We start from the raw sequence: 19,741 nt of genomic DNA, 5'->3' as shown, positions 1-19,741 counted from the left end.
TTTATTTATTTAGTTGTTTTTTTAATTCTTCAATTTCCTTTTGCAGGCGTCCGAGTTCTACGTACATATCCGGTAATTTTTTATAGATAGCGGCAGAACGAGCGAACTGTTTCGGGTCAATTGCTGGGTAACCCATTAATGTAGTGTTTGATTTTGTGTTTCCTGGAATACCAGACTGTGCTCCTACATTGACATGGTCTCCCACTTTGATATGTCCTGCAACTCCTACTTGACCTCCAAACATACACCATTCGCCAATTTTTGCAGAACCTGCAATTCCTACTTGTGATGCCATAACTGTGTGCTTCCCGATTTCCACGTTGTGGGCAACCTGTATTAGATTATCAAGTTTAACTCCTTGTTTAATGAGGGTATGTCCCATTGTGGCTCGGTCAATACAAGTATTTGCACCAATTTCTACATTGTCTTCTAATACAACAATGCCTATTTGTGGAATCTTCTCATAGCCTTCAGCTCCGGGAGCAAAGCCAAATCCGTCAGCACCAATTACAACTCCGGCATGAAGAATACAGTTGTTCCCAATTCTACAATCCTGATAGATAGTTACGTGCGGATAAATAATCGTATTCATGCCTATTTTTACATTGCTTCCGATTGTTGCTTGTGGATGTATGCATACATTATCCCCGATTTCTGCACCTTCCTCGATACAAGCAAATGGACCAATGTATACATTCTTTCCGATTTTTGCACTTTCTGCAATGAAAGCTAACGAACTTACACCTTGTTTTTTAGGAATACTCATTTCGTATAAAGCCATGAGTTTGGCCAGACTCTCATATGCATTATCCACTTTGATGAGTGTGGTCTGCAACTCATGTTCTGGTTCGAAATCTTTATTTACCAATACAATGGAAGATTTCGTATCGTAGATATAATGAGTGTACTTTGGATTAGACAGAAAGGATAATGCACCTGGTACACCTTCTTCTATTTTTGCAAAGGTATGTACGGTGGCATTTTCATCACCAACTATTATTCCTTGGATGTATTCCGCAATTTGCTTAGCTGAGAACTCCATATTAGTTATCTTTAATTCCTTTGTTTTCCTTGGTTGTTCTTCAATATTTAGTCGCCTAAAAAAAGCATACTTACTACTTAATTATGCAAATTACGTATTTTTTTTTTACATATCAGTGAAAAAACACAATTATTTGCCTGAAAAGGCCATTAATTTTCGTTGCTCTTGCATGTGAACAGCTTTGGAACTTGTTTTTGTACATAAAAAAAGAAGCACAAAAATCTCTGACGAAATCTTTGTACTTCTTTGTATGTGGAAACTAATTGTTTCTTAAAGAATAGCAGCGAGCTCTTTTTCCATTTGCTGTTGTACCTTTTTAGCTTCTTCCGCAGCTACATTGGCAAAGTTTTCTGTTTTGTCAGCATAAATTATGGCGCGACTTGAATTAACGATTAATCCGCACTCTTTAGTCATACCGTATTTGCAGACTTCTTCCAGTGAACCACCCTGGGCACCGATACCAGGTACCAGCAAGAAGTGGTTTGGAACGATTTTGCGGATATCTTCAAACATACGTCCCTGGGTAGCACCTACCACATACATCATGTTCTGGTCGTTAGCCCATTCTTGTGACTTGCGTAATACTTTCTCGAACAGGCGTTCGCCTTCTGTATCAGTAGTCAATTGAAAATCGTGTGAGCCTTTGTTGGAAGTCAGTGCCAGTAGGATAACCCATTTACCTTCGTAAGTAAGGAATGGAGTTACGCTGTCTTCTCCCATGTAAGGAGCTACGGTTACAGAATCAATATTCAGTTCTTCAAAGAACGTACGGGCATACATGGCTGAAGTGTTACCGATGTCTCCACGTTTTGCATCAGCAATGATGAACTGGTCTGGATAGTTCTTTTTGATGTATTCAACGGTTTTTTCGAATGCAATCCAACCTTTCACACCCATACTTTCATAAAAAGCCAAGTTGGGTTTATAAGCGATACAGTAGGGAGCTGTCGCATCAATGATAGCTTTATTGAATGCGAAAATCGGATCTTCTTCTTTCAGAAGGTGTTCCGGGATTTTCTTTATATCAGTATCAAGTCCTACACACAAAAAAGATTTTTTCTTTTTGATGTTTTCAAATAATTCTTGTTTGTTCATGACACGTTTATTTTAATGGTAATAATGTATTCTTTTGTACGCGGGGTGGGATAAAATCGTACATGCGTATTTATAATTCGCTCTCTTTTAATCGTTCTGCATTTTCAGCTACAATCAGGTGGTCGATGCAATCCTGAATGTCACCGTCCATGAAGGCGGCTAGGTTGTAGATGGTATAATTGATGCGGTGATCAGTGATACGTCCTTGTGGATAGTTGTAAGTACGTATCTTAGCTGAACGGTCACCAGTACTTACCATGGTTTTGCGTTTGGAAGCAATGTCGTCAATGTACTTTTGGTGCTCCTTGTCATAAATAAATGTACGCAAACGACTGAGAGCACGTTCCTTGTTCTTCGGCTGGTCGCGAGTTTCCGTACATTCTATGAGGATTTCTTCTACGATACCGGTGTTGGGGTTTTTCCAGTTGTAACGTAAGCGTACGCCTGATTCTACCTTGTTGACATTCTGACCTCCGGCACCACCGCTTCGGAATGTATCCCATTTGATTTCACCTTCGTTGATTTCTACATCGAATGGCTCGGCTTCAGGAAGTACGGCTACCGATGCAGCCGAGGTGTGTACACGCCCCTGAGTTTCAGTTGCAGGAACTCGCTGTACGCGGTGTACACCAGATTCATATTTCAGTGTACCGTATACTTTTTCACCTGTTACCGAACAGATAATTTCTTTAAAGCCACCCGCAGCTCCTTCGTTGGCGCTGGATACTTCCAGTTTCCATCCTTTTGATTCGCAGTATTTGGAATACATACGGAACAAATCGCCTGCAAAGATAGCAGCTTCATCACCTCCCGTACCACCACGGATTTCCAGAATGGCATTTCGGTCATCTTGCGGGTCTGCCGGTACTAACAATAATTTTATTTCTTCTTCCAGTTCCGGAATACGAGCTTCACAGGAGGCCGCTTCTTCACGAGCCATTTCTTTCATCTCCGGATCGTTCTCGCTCATCATCATTTTGGCTTCTTCCAAGCCGTTGATGCATTGAAGATACTCCTTGCGGGCAGCCATCAGGTCGCCCAGCTCTTTGTATTCTTTGGTCAGTTTGACGTATCGTTTCTGGTCAGCTATCACGTTGGGGTCTGTAATTAGTGTAGACACTTCTTCAAAGCGTGATACCAAGCCTTCTAATTTTTCTAATAATGTATTGTTTTCTGCCATTCAAGTGGAATGCTTATACTGTTGGGTTATTGAAAGGGTAGTTATTTACCATAATCTACCATAGGCTATCCAAGTAAAGAAAATGAAGATTATGAGTCCGAGCAAGATAAGAGGTAGATCTCTTTGGGTTTTCCATTGAAAATCTTTAATGCCAAAGTATTTTCCCAAAACATATGAAGAGACAAATCCTGGTATCCCGAAACTTCTTGTTTTAAGAATAGGGGAGTCAAATTTCATACTAAGATAGGTAAGGATACAGTATAAAACAAGTAGGCCGATTCCTATAAGACATCCCTTCTTTTCTTGTGGCTTCATAAATATAATGGGGCAGGTTGGTAATAAATTCCCTGCGCCCATCTATGTTCGGTCATTAATATTTGAATTCTCCAAATTCAGAACGGATAATCAGTTCCTTGTGGTCACTTTCTTCGATGCGTCCGATAATCTGTGCGTCGATGTTGAACGACTTGCTGATTTCAATTACTTGTTCCGCATGTTCCGGTGACAAGTAAACTTCCAGACGGTGTCCCATGTTGAATACTTTGTACATTTCGTCCCAGTCAGTGCCACTCTGTTCCTTGATGGTGCGGAACAAAGGAGGAACAGGGAAGAGGTTGTCTTTGATGACACGGCAATTGTCACCTACAAAGTGCAGTACTTTTGTCTGTGCACCACCTGAACAGTGAACCATACCATGGATTTCCGGACGTAGGGCATCCAGCAATTTCTTAACCACCGGGGCATAAGTACGTGTCGGAGAAAGAACCAGCTTACCGGCATCCAGTGGAGAGCCTTCTACGGCATCCGTCAGTTTCAGTTTACCGCTATAGACCAATTCTTCTGGTACAGCCTTGTCGTAGCTTTCTGGATATTTTTCAGCCAGGTATTTGCTGAATACATCATGACGGGCACTGGTCAGACCGTTGCTTCCCATGCCACCGTTGTATTCTTTTTCATAAGTAGCTTGACCATAAGAAGCCAGACCGACGATTACGTCACCCGGGCGGATATTGGCATTGTCGATGACATCGGCACGTTTCATACGGCAAGTTACCGTACTGTCTACAATAATCGTACGAACCAAGTCGCCTACATCGGCAGTTTCTCCACCTGTAGCATATACGCCGACACCCATTTCGCGAAGTTCAGCCAACAATTCATCTGTTCCGTTGATGATGGCAGAAATCACTTCTCCTGGTACAAGCAGCTTGTTACGGCCGATGGTAGAAGATACTAAGATATTATCTACCGCTCCTACGCACAACAAGTCATCGATGTTCATAATCAATGCATCCTGTGCGATACCCTTCCATACAGACAAATCACCGGTTTCTTTCCAGTACAAATAAGCCAGTGAAGATTTTGTTCCGGCTCCGTCGGCATGCATGATGTTGCAGTACTCCGGGTCACCTCCTAAAATATCAGGAATGATTTTACAGAATGCTTTTGGGAAAATACCTTTGTCAATGTTCTTGATAGCGTTATGTACATCTTCTTTAGATGCAGATACGCCGCGCTGCATGTATCGTTGATTGCTCATGAGTATAGTAAGTTTGTTTGTTTCAATTGAATGTGCAAATTTAGTGATTATTCCTTTTATTACCATGCGTTTCGGGATAAAATCAGTACACCGTCACTCCGGCAGGGGTAATTGTGCCGTCAGGAGCTAACAGACTGAATCGGAAAAAGCCTTTTCCCGTTTTCAGAGGAATGTCTTTCTCCGGCTGGATTGTACGGAGAATCTCCATGCCTGTGGCGTCACTCACAATGAGCATATATCCGCTTGGGATAGCCGGAAAGCTTCCGTAATAAATCACAGGCTTGTCTTTAGTCGGTACGTTTAAAGCCAGTGGGATGCTTTCATATCCAAAACGGTTTACGGCTGTAACCGCCCAATAGACACCTCCCTTTGTGGACAAATCCGGCACAAAAGTGTATTGACAACTGTCCGTACGCGTAATAATCAGGTTTTGAGCCTTCTCTGTATCTACCGGATAAGTTGCGGATGCATAAATCCGGTAATAAACTCCTCCCAGCAAAGATGGGGATGCCTTCCAACTCATTTCGATATTGTTTCCTTTTAATACTAAAGAAGGAGAAGTCGGCTGAGAAGGAAGATTGCCTTTTGTCCATCGCATGGGAGGCACTACTGCCGGGTAGGCGTAAAAATGGCTCGTCAGTTCGTCTAGTATTCCTTTGGTATTCTCCAGCATGAATTTGTTACGGAAATAAGCCTGTCCATCCAATCCTATTCTTCGGGAGAAGTAAATCTGGCGTATGATTTCATCTACTTTCCAGTTCTGTTCTTTAGGGTGAAGAAAATAGATTCCCAGTCCGGGTACGACCCAACGTTCATTCTTGTTTTCTTTCCAGTCGAGTGCAAAAGGGTAGAAGTGATTTCCCTGGAAATACATCATGGGGAAAAGCGCATCCTGAATACCATCATTCAGCCACTTTTGCGCATCCTGATATACTGTGCTGTATGCGTTCCATCCAAAGGATGAATAACGCCGTGTGTCGTTGAATTTCCCGATGGGGGAACTGCTGACTTTTACCCACGGCTTCAGTTGTTTTACTTCCGCGTAAATTCGTGCGACAATGCGGGTAATGTTATCCCGTCTCCATTGCTTGAGCTCCTGCTTTTTTCCATATTTCCGATAGGTATCTTTGTCCGGGAACTTTTCGCCCTGCTCCGGATAGCGGATATAATCCAAATGGATGCCGTCAATGTCATAGCGACTTGTGATTTCCTTGGCTATCCGGCTCAGGTAATCGGCTGTTCCTGGATTTCCGGGGTCAAGGTACCAGCTCCCATTGAACTGCTTGCAGAGTGCCGGTTGTTTTTTTACTACACAGTTCTTTCCCAATAGCGTTACTTGGCGCTTGTTTCCGATAGGAATACACACCAGCCATGCATGAAGTTCCAGTCCTCGTTTGTGACATTCTTCTATTGCAAATTGCAGTGGGTCATATCCGGGGTTCTTGCCGGTATGTCCTGTAAGACTTTCTGCAAAGGTCTCAATTGCAGAAGGGTAGATAACGTCTCCCCGAAGACGGGTTTGAAAAAGTACGGTATTGAAATTAGCTGCCTTTAAGGCATCAAGTTGCCGGATCAGCTCATTTTTCTGTGCTTCAATTCCTTTGGCCGAATTCGCTTTCCGTGTAGGCCAGTCCATTCCTCCCAGAGTGGTCAGCCAGGTGGCGCGTATTTCCTCTTTAGGCTGAGCTTGTAAGGAAAGCAAGCTGCTTATAAATAGAAGACCGATTAATAGTATGCGCATATCTTTTAAATGTTTGTGCAAATATACATATAAATTACGGATATGTAGAGAAAGAAGATAATAAGCCGGAAGAAGAGGTGAAAGAATGAGGGCTTTGGAGTAAATTTTTCTTGAAAACAGTAATGGTTTGTTTCTTTTTATTACTTTTGCGCGATAATAAAAGATAAATTGATAGATATGATAACGTTTACTCTCGCATTGGTATTATTGGTGGTGGGATATTGGGTTTATGGAAAGTACGTCAATTCCTTGTTTGCTCCTGATTCCACACGTAAAACACCGGCTTTGACAATGGCCGATGGGGTGGATTTTATTCCTCTTCCTACATGGAAAATTTTTATGATTCAGTTCTTGAACATAGCCGGACTCGGACCTATTTTCGGAGCGATAATGGGGGCGCAGTTTGGTACGGCTTCTTATTTGTGGATTGTGTTCGGTACGATTTTCGCCGGAGCCGTACACGATTTTTTGTCCGGAGCTTTATCACTGCGGAACAATGGAGAAAGCCTTCCGGAAATTATCGGTCGTTATTTAGGAAGCCGGACTAAAAAGGTGGCCTGTGTGTTTACCGTCTTGCTGATGATTCTGGTTGGTGCGGTCTTTGTTTCAGGACCTGCAGAGCTGCTGGCCGGTATGACTCCTTCTGCGCTGGATGTGTATTTCTGGATGGTCGTGATTTTTTTGTATTACATTTTGGCGACTATGCTTCCTATTGATAAAATCATCGGACGCATTTATCCTTTATTTGCCTTTGCCTTGCTGTTTATGGCTGTAGGCATCCTTGTTATGCTGTATGTCAAAAGTCCGGCCTTGCCTGAAATGTGGGAGGGATTTGGCACAAAGTACGAGAAGAACCCGATTTTCCCAATGATGTTTATCTCCATTGCATGTGGAGCTATCAGCGGTTTTCATGCTACCCAGTCGCCTTTGATGGCGCGTTGCATTACAAATGAAAAGCACTGCCGTCCGATTTTCTATGGAGCGATGGTAACGGAAGGAATTGTGGCACTTATCTGGGCTGCAGCGGCAACTTATTTCTTTCAGGAGAACGGTATTGTGGATAAAGTGACTGGAGTAGCTTATTCTGGGGCTAAGGTTGCTACGGATATATCAAAAGACTGGTTAGGTGCATTCGGTGGAATTTTGGCCATATTGGGAATTGTGGCGGCTCCTATTACGAGTGGTGATACCGCCTTGCGTTCGGCACGTCTGATTGTGGCAGACTTTTTTCATGTAGAACAGCGCTCTATCGCTAAGCGTTTGTTGATTTGTATCCCTATATTCTTGGTTACCATCTTGTTGTTGGTGTACAGCTTTGGAGATGCAGAAGGATTCAAGATTATCTGGCGATATTTTGCCTGGTGTAATCAGACCTTGTCAGTCTTTACCTTATGGGCCATTACGGTCTGGCTGGTTTGTGCACGAAAAAACTATTGGGTAACCTTGATACCGGCTCTGTTTATGACTTGTGTTTGTGCCACATATATTCTCATTGCTCCCGAAGGGCTGGCCTTGTCGGCCGAAGTGGCATATCCTGTCGGATTGTGTTGTGCACTGGTGGCTGCGGTCTGGTTTGTATGCTGGTTTCGCCGGATACGTTCCTTATAAAGAATTGTTTGGCTGTTCTATAGATTATGTATAATTTTGCGGGCAGTAAAGATAAAAGTAATTTCCAATGAAAAAAAGATGCTTTTTAATGTGGGTCATGATGGCCGCTTCGGCAGGGGTAATGGCTCAGAAAGAAGGTTTTGGTTATAAATTTTATGGACAGGTGCGGACCGACTTATTCTATAATAGCCGTTCCAACTCAGAAACTGTCGACGGACTTTTTTACATGTATCCTAAGGATGTAGCTCCTGATGCGGACGGCAAGGATTTGAATGCTAAACCAGATGGTAACTTCTATACATTATATACCAGATTGGGAGTGGATGTGACCGGACCTACCTGGGGAAAGGCAAAGACTTCGGCAAAAGTGGAAGTCGATTTCCGTGGTTCGGGTACCACTTATTCTTTGTTCCGTATTCGTCATGTATATTTCAATCTTGATTGGGGAAAGTCAGCCCTGCTGGTTGGACAAACATGGCATCCTTTGTATGGAGATGTAGCTCCTGAAATTTTGAACTTGAACATGGGAGCACCTTATCAGCCTTTTAGTCGTGCACCGCAGGTTCGTTACCGGTTTACGAACAAAAATTTCAAGCTGACAGCCGCTGCTATATGGCAGTCACAATATTTGTCGGTAGGTCCTTCTTCAAACGAGGCTGGAGCCATTACTACGACTAAAAGCCAGAGCTTTATGAAGAACGGTTGCTTGCCTGAGTTTTATTTGGGTATGGATTACAATCGTCCCGGGTTGCTTGCCGGAGCGGGTGTGCATGTGTCTTCCATGTCTCCCCGTACAGAATCGAAATACAATGACAATATATACAAGGTAAGCGAACGCGTGACAGGAGTTTCAGCTGAGGCGCATGTGAAATATGTGCACCGCCGTTTCTTGCTGGCAGCCAAGAGCGTGTTAGGGTCAAACCTGACGCAAACCAGTACAATTGGCGGGTATGGCATTACGTGTACCGACTCTCGCACGGGTGAACAGGAGTACACTCCTTTGCGTGTATCGCATACTTGGGTAAATATGATGTATGGAAGTAAGTTCCGTGGCGGAGTGTTTGCCGGATATCTCAAAAACTTGGGGGCGTCGAAGAATGTGACCGGAGTATTGGGTACAGGGACAAATATTGATCAGTTGAATACCTTGGGAGCCGAACTGACTTATAACCGTCCGAACTGGAAGTTAGGAGCGGAATATACTTGGACCGGAGCATGGTATGGTGATTATACTGATAAGGCCAGAGTTACTGATACTCATTTGGTAAAAAATAACCGTATTGTTCTTACAGCTTTGTTCCAGTTCTAATTTGGATTAAGTTATAATGGAATAGCGAGAAGATGGCAATGTGGCGCCACTTCTCGCTATTTTATTATTCCGCTTTTTGCTTATATAGTTTGTCTAAATCAATGCTGGGTGTTTCTTTGTGAAGTAAGATAGTAGCGGATACCTCGTTAGCCTGAAAATTTTCTACATTTGATAACCGATTGATAAACTGACGTACCGTATCTACTTTTACATTCTCAACAAATACATTACGGATTGGTAATCGGGCATCTCCTTTTAGTTCGTAAATGGCATCGGCCGACTGGCAATGGATATTCTTTACATGTATCCCGTCTATTCGTGTGATACGAGTTTCATAAGTTGGAACCAAGTCTTTCCATTGGTATAATACGTCGGTATCTACTTCAAATGTACGAAGCATATCTCCAGCTTCGATGTCTTCCAAGTAAATATTTTCGATGAATCCTCCGCGACGATGGTTTGTTTTTAAGAAAAACAGACGGTGCACATTCTGTGGGGCTTTACAGCGGGTCATGTAGATGTTGCGTACTCCTCCGGAAATTTCACTTCCGATTCCGAGCAGGGTATGTCCATTGAGGATGTCACAATCCCGGACGACGATATTTTCGCTAGGTGTGTTAAGCCGCCATGCGTCCTGGTTGCGGCCGGCTTTGATGACCACTGCATCATCTCCCTGGTCGAACTTACAGTTCTCAATCAGAAAATTCCGGCTCATTTCCAAATCGATTCCGTCATTGTTGTGTCCATGAGCCTGCACATCGAGATGACGTACTACACCGCTGTTACACAAATAGAGGTGGATGGTCCAAAAAGGACTTTGGCGAATGTGAAAATCTTCTAATAATATATTTTTGCAGCGGTTAAAATGAATGAGGTGTGGTCGGAGATGATTTTCTCCTTTTGCCATTTGACGCTGTTTTACAGGTACATCTGTTGACCCCATGGAATATAATTGTCTTAATGCGTTTAAATGGGCTTCCGGACGTTTAAACCATGTACGCCAGGTATCCATGACCGGGGCCAGTGTTCCTTTTCCGGAAATACCTACATTTTCGCATTCAAATGCATAGATAAGTGGGGAGTAGTTGTAACATTCCAGTCCTTCCCAGGAAGTCATTACGGCTGGAAGGTAATCATTGGGATTGTCGGAGAACCTGACCACAGCTCCTTCTTCCAGAAAAAGATTGACATGGCTTTTGAGATGAATAGGTCCGGTGAACCATTCTCCAGCAGGAACTACCACTCGTCCGCCTCCGGCACGGTTACATGCTTCAATTGCTTTGGCAAATGCCTGGGTATTTAGATGATTGTTCCCTTTTCTTGCTCCATATTTTGTAATGGGGAACTCTTTATTGGGGAATGTGCATAAGTATACGGAGTCCATGGGGAAAGGAGCTTCCACATGTACAGGTTGTACGTGCACCTTTTGTGCTGAGGTTGTATACGCCATCAGGCTTGCTACAAAAATAGAAAGTAATGTTCTGCTTCTCATGGTAATATATTAATTAGGATATCTTTGGTAGCAAAGAAACTTATTCTTTTTGAAATAAATCAGGTGTGAATGTCCTTATAAATGTATTTTTGTACGATATTCTATGATTCCGTACGTTTGTCTGCATTCTGTTTGGTAATAAGCCTCTAATTTTGCCTTTACAATAACCTAAGATGAAAATGTATGAAAACAAAGCGATTCCTGAATATTAGTCTTGCCAGCCTGTTTTTGGTAAATATGGCTTATGCACAAGATTACCAGTTTGATTTTAGTGAGAAGAAAAAAGTAGAGAAGGGAGTGATTAAAATCTCTTCAGATTCCATATATCCTTGTGAGGGTGGTTACGGGTATGATTTTTTACCTGCACCAGCGAAGAAAAGTAACGAGCCTTTTTTCTTTTCAGTAGACGTTCCTGATGGAAACTATTTGGTAACAGTAACTTTAGGCAATGCCCGGAAAGCTGGCTCTACCACGGTACGTGCGGAGTCTAGACGTTTGTTTTTGGAAAATATACCAACTCGGAAGGGAGAGTTTCTGACCTATCGTTTTACTGTAAATAAGCGTAATACAGTAATAGCAGATGGCGAAAAAGTACAGATTAAGGAACGGGAAAAGAATAAATTGAACTGGGATGATAAGTTGACATTTGAGTTTAATGGAGATGCTCCCTGTTTGGCTAGTCTGAAAATTGAGCCGGTAAATGATGTGGTAACCGTTTTTTTAGCAGGTAACTCTACTGTAGTAGACCAGGATAATGAGCCATGGGCTAGCTGGGGACAGATGATTCCGCGCTTTTTTGATGAACATGTATGTTTTGCGAACTATGCGGAAAGTGGTGAACGTGCCGATACCTTTATTAAAGCTGGTCGTTTGAAGAAAGCTTTAACTCAGATGAAAAAAGGGGATTATATGTTTATTGAGTTTGGACATAATGACCAGAAGTTAAAAGGGCCTGGCAAGGGAGCCTATTATTCATTTGCCAGCAATTTGAAATATTTTGTAGATGTAGTACGTGCAAAAGGAGGAATTCCGGTTTTTGTGACTCCTACCCAACGTCGTTCATTTGATAATTCTGGTAAAATACAGGAAACACACGAAGACTATCCTGATGCAATGCGTTGGGTTGCTCAGCGTGAGGGAGTGCAGGTGATAGAATTGCATGACATGACCCGTGTGTTTTATGAAGCTATGGGGGTAGAACCTTCTAAAAAAGCTTTTGTACATTATCCGGCAGGAACTTATCCGAACCAAACGAAGGATCTGGCTGATAATACCCATTTCAATCCTTATGGAGCTTATGAAATTGCTAAATGTGTGATTGAAGGTATTAAGCAGTTGAATCTTCCCTGGGTTAAATATTTGAGAGATGATTATCATCCGTTTAATCCGGCAGCACCTGATCGGGTAGATACGTTTAAGTGGAATGACAGTCCTTTCACGGAGGTTGAAAAACCTGATGGAAACTGATTTTTGTAAGTTGGTTGAGTATTATAAGTTTTAATAGGTATACTAACAATATTAGGGTAGAGAGAAAAAGGGCGAACCGGTATGCATCCGGCTCGCTCTTATGCTTTTAACAGACATGTTTCTGTACAAAAGCACATGATTGTGTACGATATTCCATGTAGGTATAATCTCTTTGTGCTATCTTTGACAAGTTAAAAAACATTTAGATATTGTATATGAAAAAACACATAATGTGGGGAGTCTGGTTGCTGGGGGCAACCTGCTTTTCTTTTTCTGCTTATGCGCAAAACAAGGTGAAAGCGCCAATGGAAGATGTTAACCAGGTCGTAGATTTGACTCTGGATAGTTTGAACAAGGCTAAAACGGCTCGTCCGGTTGCGGGGTCTACCCGTAAGGGGAATAATCCTGTACTTTTCTTGGTAGGAAATTCAACGATGCGCACCGGAACGTTAGGCAATGGAAATAACGGACAGTGGGGATGGGGATATTTCTTCCATGAATATTTTGATGAAAATAAGATTACAGTTGAAAACCATGCGTTGGGTGGAACCAGTAGCCGTACATTTTATACTCATTTGTGGAAAGATGTCCTGAAAGGAGTAAAAAAAGGTGACTGGGTTATTATCGAATTGGGACATAACGATAACGGACCGTATGATAGCGGCCGGGCACGTGCGTCTATTCCTGGCATTGGTAAAGACAGTCTCGAAGTAACAATTAAGGAGACAGGAGTTAAGGAAACAGTGTATACTTATGGCGAATATATGCGTCGTTATATTCGTGAAGTCAAGGCCAAAGGAGCTCATCCAATTCTTTTTTCTCTTACTCCGCGCAATGCTTGGGAGGATAAGGACAGTACCATAATAACTCGTGTAAATAAAACTTTTGGTTTGTGGGCCAAGCAAGTGGCTAAAAAAGAACATGTACCTTTTATTGACCTTAATGAGATAACAGCTCGTAAATTTGAGACTTTTGGCAAGGAAAAGGTAAAATATATGTTCTACTTGGATCGCATTCATACCAGTGTGTTTGGAGCACGGGTAAATGCTGAATCTGCCGCCGAAGGAATTCGTGAATATAAAAAACTGGAACTGGCTCGTTACCTGAAACCGGTCGAAAAAGATACAGTTACAGGATCAACCCGAAAGAAAGGTTGTCCGGTGTTATTTACTGTAGGTGACAGTACGGTACGTAACCAGGACAAAGACGAGAATGGTCAGTGGGGATGGGGAAGCGTGATTGCCGAACTGTTTGACTTAAATAGAATTTCTGTAGAAAATTGTGCGAAAGCGGGTCGTAGTGCGCGTACTTATTTGGAGGAAGGTCGCTGGGATAAAGTTTATAATGCCTTGCAACCTGGCGATTTTGTATTGATTCAGTTTGGACATAACGATGCTGGAGCTATTAATACCGGAAAGGCGCGTGCCGAACTTCCGGGAGCTGGAGAAGAAAGTAAAGTCTTTCTAATGGAAGCCACTAAAACTTATGATGTCGTGTATACATTTGGCTGGTATTTGCGTAAATTTATCCGCGATGTTCAAGAAAAAGGAGCTATCCCTATTGTGCTGAGTCATACGCCACGTAATATGTGGGATAATAATGAGATACAGCGTAATACTACGTCTTTTGGAAAATGGACACGGGAAGCTGCTGAAGCTACAGGTGCGTATTTTATTGATTTGAATAAGTTGTCAGCAGATAAATTGCAGCAGATAGGTTATGAACAAGGCCTGAAGTATGTAGCTCCTTATTTCTGTAAAGACCATACACATACATCATTGAAAGGAGCGCACTTGAATGCGCAAAGCATTGCAGAAGGTTTGAAAGAAACAGATTGTACATTGAAAAACTACTTAAAATAAATGGAGGTACTATGAAACGTGAAGCTTTTAAAATGTTCCTGAAACCAGGATTTGAAAAAGAGTATGAAAAACGTCATGCAGCTATCTGGCCGGAATTGAAACAGATGTTGTCTGAAAATGGGGTGTATGATTATTCTATTTATTGGGATAAAGATACCAATATCTTGTTTGCTTGCCAGAAAACGAAAGGTGAAGAATCTTCACAGGATATGGGAAATAACCCGATTGTGCAGAAATGGTGGGATTATATGGCCGACATTATGGAAGTAAATCCTGACAATTCTCCGGTTACCATTCCTTTGCCAGAGGTTTTCCACATGGATTAAGCAGGCAGTTCAATACAAAGAATGAAAAAAGTGCATGGCTTTTTTAGTGATGCACTTTTTTTATATTTTTGCAAATAATTCATACAAAATAAGGCGGAATGAACAGGTTATTCTTCTTCGTATTCTTTTTAATAGTATCGTGTGTAGAAGGTATTAAGGCTTCGGTGGATGTACGTTCCACTCGTTTTACAACTACATCTGGGCTAGGGAACAATTCGGTCAGATATATGTATCAGGACAGTAAGGGATTTATCTGGATGGGTACCCTTAATGGCCTTAGTCGTTTTGATGGAACTTCTTTTGTTACATTCCGTCCTCGAAAAGGAAATAAACCCTCCTTGCCGGATCATCGTGTACAGGAAATTGTAGAGGATCAAAATTGTTTCTTATGGATAAAAACAACTGGCGAGTTGGTAGGATGCTACGATTTGAAAAAAGACTGTTTTGTAGATTTTACGGGGAGTGGTGAATATTTACGTCATTATTGGAATGTCTATTTTGTCAATAAAAATGAAGCTTGGGTAACGGGAGAAAGAGAAGGATGTCGGTTAATACGTTATCAGAAGGACCGTACTTTTACCTCAATTGCTTTCGATACTCGTAATGGGCTTGCGTCAAATCTTATTCGCGATTTGAGGGTGGGTGCAGAAGGCTGGGTCTGGATTGCCACAGGAAAAGGGCTTTATTATTGGGATGGAAAGAAACTCCATGCGGTAGATGAGCGTATGGAGTTTAGGAAAATAGCAGTTTATGGGCAGAAAACCTATTTTTTGGCAAATAAAGGAGGGGTTTATACTTTCCGGAATGGGGCATTAAAAAAGGAAGTTTCTATTGAAGGAGATTTTACTTATTATGATAACCTGATATTAGGTAAGAAATGGCTGATTTTTAGTGGTACCAGCACGTGGTGTTTTGACTTTGATACGAATGCTTTGACTTTGGCCGAAGAGGCACTTCAAATAAAAAGAGCGAAGGTTATTAAAGATAATAGAGGAGAATCGTGGGTTTATGGAAATAATGGAGTGCTGACTTGGATTGACTCACAATCGGGGAAGGTGACACCTTTTTTATTGATGCCGGAAGAGAAACGCAATTATGTGGATCGGGAACGTTATTATGTGGTACACGATTCACGTGGAATTATTTGGATTGGAACTTATGGAAATGGTCTGTTTGTATATGATGTGGCAAACGGACAAATGAAACATATCGTGGCCGACTCAGACAATACGCAAAGTCAGATTGGCTCTGATTTTCTGCAATGTGTCATAGAAGACCATTCTGGCAATATATGGGTAAGTTCTGAATATACGGGTGTGTCCCGTTTGGAAGTCTTGAATGAAGGTACGCTTCGTATTTTCCCGGCTGGAGAAGGGAAGTTTAATCGTTCGAATACGGTGCGTACCTTACATCGTCGTTCTTCGGGAGATATTATTCTTGGAACCCGTGATGGAAAAATGTATGCATATGATTCACATTTGAATAACAAGAAGGAAGAAACTGCTTATGGGAGTAATATTTATGCAGTAGTGGAGGATATGGATGGAGTTCAATGGTATGCTTCGCGTACGAAAGGACTGATAGTAGGCAATCATGTGTATACACATAATCCTTCTGATTCGTCTTCTTTGGGGTCAAATCAAGTCTTTTGTTTGTTGAAAGACAGCAAAAACCGTATATGGGTTGGAACTTTTGAAGGAGGGCTTGATTTAGCTATTCCGGGTAAGACGGGTTATAGTTTCCGCCATTTTTTAACTTCTACTTACGGACAACGTCAGGTTCGGGTGATTTTTGAAGATAATAACCGTTGGATCTGGGTTGGAACCAGTGAAGGTGTTTATGTGTTCCATCCAGATAAGCTGTTGAAAGATCCTTCTGCTTATTATAGCTATACCTTTGATAACGGAATGCTGAGAAGTAACGAAATCCGGAGTATTGCTTCTGACGGAAAAGGGCATATCCTGGTAGCAGAATCGGGAGCCGGATTTTCGGTTTGTTCTCTTCCGAAAAACGGGGATTATAGTCAACTGAAGTTTGAGCATTTTGGACCGGAAGATGGTTTGGTTAACGGAATGGTACAAACTTTTGTGCCGGATATGAATGGTAAAATATGGATTACCACAGAATTTGGTGTTTCTTGTTTTGATACACTTCGTAAGACGTTCGAGAATTATTTTTTCTCTACAAATATGCTGGGCAATGTGTATGCAGAGAATTGTGGACTAAGTTTGGATGACGGTCGTATTGCCTTTGGTACAAACTATGGATTGACGGTGATTGATCCGCGTAGAGTGAAACATCCGGAAAGTAAAACGAAAGTTACATTTACAGATTTGCGGTTGAATGGCATTTCTGTCAGTCCCGATGAACCGGATTCTCCCTTGGATATGTCTTTGGCTTATGCCTCAGAGGTAAATTTACAGTATTATCAAAGTTCTTTTGTGGTAGAGTTTTCTACGTTTGACTATTCGGGAGCTGGAGGTTCTAAATTCAGTTATAAGCTTGAAAACTATGATAAGGGGTGGAGTGTTCCTTCGTCATTGAACTTTGCGGCTTACAAAAATCTTTCTCCCGGGACCTATTATCTTCATGTAAAAGCGTCTGATGCTTCCGGATTATGGGGAGCGGAGGAGTCAGTATTGAAGATTGTGGTGAATCCTCCTTTCTGGAAAACACCGTGGGCTTATATTTTGTATGTGATAGTGATAGCTGTATTGTTGTACATTGTATTCCGTATTATACGTAATATGAATACTTTGCGCAACAAGATTAAGGTAGAGGAACAGCTTACTGAGTACAAACTGGTGTTCTTTACCAATATTTCACATGAGTTCCGTACGCCGTTGACGTTGATACAAGGTGCGTTGGAGAAAATTCACCGTTTGAAAGTACCTAAGGAGATGGCATACTCTCTTAAGATTATGGACAAGAGTACGGAACGTATGTTGCGTCTGATTAATCAGTTGCTTGAATTCCGTAAGATGCAGAATAATAAACTGGCCTTGTCACTGGAAGAGACAGATGTGATAGCTTTCCTGTATGAAATTTATTTGAGCTTCAAGGATGCGGCAGAATCAAAAAACATGGAGTTCCGTTTTATTCCTTCTTGCCAGTCGTACCGGATGTTTATTGATAAGGGAAATGTAGATAAGGTAGTATATAATATTTTGTCTAATGCTTTTAAATACACTCCGTCAAAAGGAAAGATTGAGTTTGTGGTGAATGTAGACGAAGCGGCCGGTAAACTGAAAATGAGTGTGTCTGATACGGGGGTCGGCATTCCTAAAGAAAAACGGGGAGAATTGTTCAAGCGGTTCATGCAAAGTAATTTCTCTGGTGACAGTGTAGGAGTAGGTCTGCATCTGACACATGAACTGGTCAATGTGCATAAAGGAACAATTACGTATGAAGAGAATCCGGGAGGAGGTTCCATCTTTATTGTGACTTTGCCAACGGATAAGTCTGTATATGAAGAAAAAGATTTTCTTGTGCCGAACAATGTACTTCTGCGTGAAGAAGAGAGGGCCGAAAAGCATTTGGCAGATGTGGTATTGAAAGATGAAGAAGGACTGGAGGAAGTTCTTCCGGTGAATCCGCTGAATAAATACAAGGTCTTGATTGTGGAGGATGATAATGATGTGCGTGAATTCCTGAAAGAGGAGCTGGGGGTATATTTTGAGGTTGTAGCAGAAGCCGACGGAGATGCAGGATTGGAACGTGCGCGTAATTATGATGCGGACTTGATTATCAGTGATGTGGTCATGCCGGGATGTTCAGGTTTTGAACTGACACGGAAATTGAAGACTGATTTTAATACCAGTCATATTCCGGTTATTCTGCTGACGGCCATGACTTCTGTAGACAATCATGTGAAAGGAGTGGAATGTGGAGCCGACGCTTACATCACGAAACCGTTTAGTCCGCGACTGTTGTTGACACGTGCGTTTAAGTTGATAGAACAGCGTGAAAAACTGAAGGAGAAATTCTCGCATGACCCGAATCAGGTGCGTCCGGCTCTTTGTTCCTCTGATAAGGATAAATTCTTTGTAGAAAAGATGGGGCGCATTATGGAAACGCAACTTGGTAATCCTCAGTTTACCGTGGATGAGTTTGCTTCCATGATGGGAGTAGGACGTTCTATCTTTTACCGTAAGGTGCGAGGGGTAACAGGTTATTCTCCCAATGAATACATACGTATTATGCGAATGAAAAAAGCGGCAGAACTGCTTTCCTCTCCGGAGAATCTGACGGTGGCCGAAGTTTCGTACCAGGTAGGAATTAACGATCCGTTCTATTTTAGTAAATGTTTTAAACTGCAGTTTGGTGTGACTCCTTCCGTCTATCAGAAAGGAGGAAGAGGGGAAAAGGAAAAAGAAGCAAATGCTGATTCTGAAGTCAAAGAAGAATAAGCTGGAGGTTGATTCTTCTTTGCTATTTGGAATTTGCAAAAATTAGAAATGAGCGGCCGATATTATAAATATCTGATGAAAAATGTCGGTCCTTCTGCAAAGTTTATGGTTAAAGGCATGTAAAAGTAATAAATATTGAAATTGTATGAAGAAAAAGTATTACCTTTGCATGAATACAAAAACATAGAAGATGGGACATCATCAATTAGACAGTTTAGACGAACAAATTCTGCGTATGATCGCAGGCAATGCACGTATTCCTTTTTTGGAAGTAGCACGTGCTTGCAATGTATCAGGAGCCGCTATTCATCAGCGAATTCAAAAGTTGACGAACCTTGGAATTCTGAAAGGTTCAGAATTTATCATTGACCCGGAAAAGATAGGTTATGAAACCTGTGCTTACATCGGTTTGTATTTGAAAGATCCGGAGCAGTTTGATACTGTAACGGAAGCTTTGAAGTTTATTCCAGAAGTAGTGGAATGTCATTTTACGACAGGGCAGTATGACATGTTCATCAAGATTTATGCGAAGAACAATCATCACTTGCTGGAAATTATCCACGATAAACTTCAACCGTTGGGCTTGTCGCGCTCGGAAACAATTATTTCTTTCCGTGAAGCTATCAAGCGCCAGATGCCGATAATGGATCTGGCGAATGATGAAGATTAA

Annotated in this window: 13 protein-coding genes; 7 read left to right on the top strand and 6 right to left on the bottom strand. The window is 41.8% G+C overall.

Annotated elements, in window-relative coordinates:
* Window position 1: 1 nt before the first annotated feature.
* From lpxD to BACPLE_RS14505, 5 genes are all read right to left on the bottom strand, one after another.
* Window positions 2–1,042 carry a UDP-3-O-(3-hydroxymyristoyl)glucosamine N-acyltransferase gene (lpxD, locus tag BACPLE_RS14530; RefSeq protein WP_007563301.1) on the bottom strand — a complete coding sequence of 347 codons (1,041 nt, stop codon included), beginning with the start codon at window positions 1,040–1,042 and terminating at the stop codon, window positions 2–4.
* 270 nt (window positions 1,043–1,312) lie between these two features.
* Window positions 1,313–2,137, bottom strand: coding sequence for an orotidine-5'-phosphate decarboxylase (gene pyrF / locus BACPLE_RS14525; protein WP_007563298.1), 825 nt, complete (start codon window positions 2,135–2,137; stop codon window positions 1,313–1,315).
* 70 nt (window positions 2,138–2,207) lie between these two features.
* Complete coding sequence (prfA, locus tag BACPLE_RS14520) at window positions 2,208–3,317, bottom strand: peptide chain release factor 1 (RefSeq protein ID WP_007563296.1); 1,110 nt, start codon at window positions 3,315–3,317, stop codon at window positions 2,208–2,210.
* Between the two features lie 370 nt (window positions 3,318–3,687).
* The gene (locus BACPLE_RS14510) at window positions 3,688–4,857 is read right to left on the bottom strand and encodes an AIR synthase-related protein (protein WP_040313253.1); all 1,170 of its coding nucleotides are present in this window, start codon (window positions 4,855–4,857) and stop codon (window positions 3,688–3,690) included.
* An 82-nt stretch (window positions 4,858–4,939) separates the two neighbouring features.
* Window positions 4,940–6,598 (bottom strand): glycoside hydrolase family 10 protein, encoded by a 1,659-nt coding sequence (locus BACPLE_RS14505; RefSeq protein WP_007563289.1) that lies wholly within the window; start codon window positions 6,596–6,598, stop codon window positions 4,940–4,942.
* A 177-nt stretch (window positions 6,599–6,775) separates the two neighbouring features.
* Between BACPLE_RS14505 and BACPLE_RS14500 the strand changes: the two genes are divergently transcribed.
* Window positions 6,776–8,206 carry a carbon starvation CstA family protein gene (locus tag BACPLE_RS14500; RefSeq protein WP_007563287.1) on the top strand — a complete coding sequence of 477 codons (1,431 nt, stop codon included), beginning with the start codon at window positions 6,776–6,778 and terminating at the stop codon, window positions 8,204–8,206.
* 67 nt (window positions 8,207–8,273) lie between these two features.
* Window positions 8,274–9,515 (top strand): hypothetical protein, encoded by a 1,242-nt coding sequence (locus BACPLE_RS14495; protein WP_007563285.1) that lies wholly within the window; start codon window positions 8,274–8,276, stop codon window positions 9,513–9,515.
* Between the two features lie 64 nt (window positions 9,516–9,579).
* Here BACPLE_RS14495 and BACPLE_RS14490 read toward each other — a convergent pair whose 3' ends face one another.
* Window positions 9,580–11,007: an alpha-d-galacturonidase gene (locus tag BACPLE_RS14490; RefSeq protein ID WP_050792097.1), complete on the bottom strand. Its 1,428-nt coding sequence runs from the start codon at window positions 11,005–11,007 to the stop codon at window positions 9,580–9,582.
* 237 nt (window positions 11,008–11,244) lie between these two features.
* Here BACPLE_RS14490 and BACPLE_RS14485 point away from each other — a divergent pair, with 237 nt between their 5' ends.
* From BACPLE_RS14485 to BACPLE_RS14465, 5 genes are all read left to right on the top strand, one after another.
* Window positions 11,245–12,474 carry a rhamnogalacturonan acetylesterase gene (locus tag BACPLE_RS14485; protein WP_235777943.1) on the top strand — a complete coding sequence of 410 codons (1,230 nt, stop codon included), beginning with the start codon at window positions 11,245–11,247 and terminating at the stop codon, window positions 12,472–12,474.
* Between the two features lie 215 nt (window positions 12,475–12,689).
* Window positions 12,690–14,336, top strand: a complete 1,647-nt coding sequence (locus BACPLE_RS14480) for a rhamnogalacturonan acetylesterase (RefSeq protein WP_007563279.1) — start codon at window positions 12,690–12,692, stop codon at window positions 14,334–14,336.
* Between the two features lie 11 nt (window positions 14,337–14,347).
* Window positions 14,348–14,662 (top strand): L-rhamnose mutarotase, encoded by a 315-nt coding sequence (gene rhaM / locus BACPLE_RS14475; RefSeq protein WP_040313315.1) that lies wholly within the window; start codon window positions 14,348–14,350, stop codon window positions 14,660–14,662.
* A 98-nt stretch (window positions 14,663–14,760) separates the two neighbouring features.
* Complete coding sequence (locus BACPLE_RS14470) at window positions 14,761–19,071, top strand: hybrid sensor histidine kinase/response regulator transcription factor (protein ID WP_040313252.1); 4,311 nt, start codon at window positions 14,761–14,763, stop codon at window positions 19,069–19,071.
* Between the two features lie 190 nt (window positions 19,072–19,261).
* Window positions 19,262–19,741, top strand: a complete 480-nt coding sequence (locus BACPLE_RS14465; RefSeq protein ID WP_007563271.1) for an Lrp/AsnC family transcriptional regulator — start codon at window positions 19,262–19,264, stop codon at window positions 19,739–19,741.

This window comes from Phocaeicola plebeius DSM 17135, from assembly GCF_000187895.1.
In the GTDB taxonomy this organism is placed as follows: domain Bacteria; phylum Bacteroidota; class Bacteroidia; order Bacteroidales; family Bacteroidaceae; genus Phocaeicola; species Phocaeicola plebeius.
Note: the sequence above shows the minus strand (reverse complement) of the source record. Positions and strands in the feature narration are given on the sequence as shown.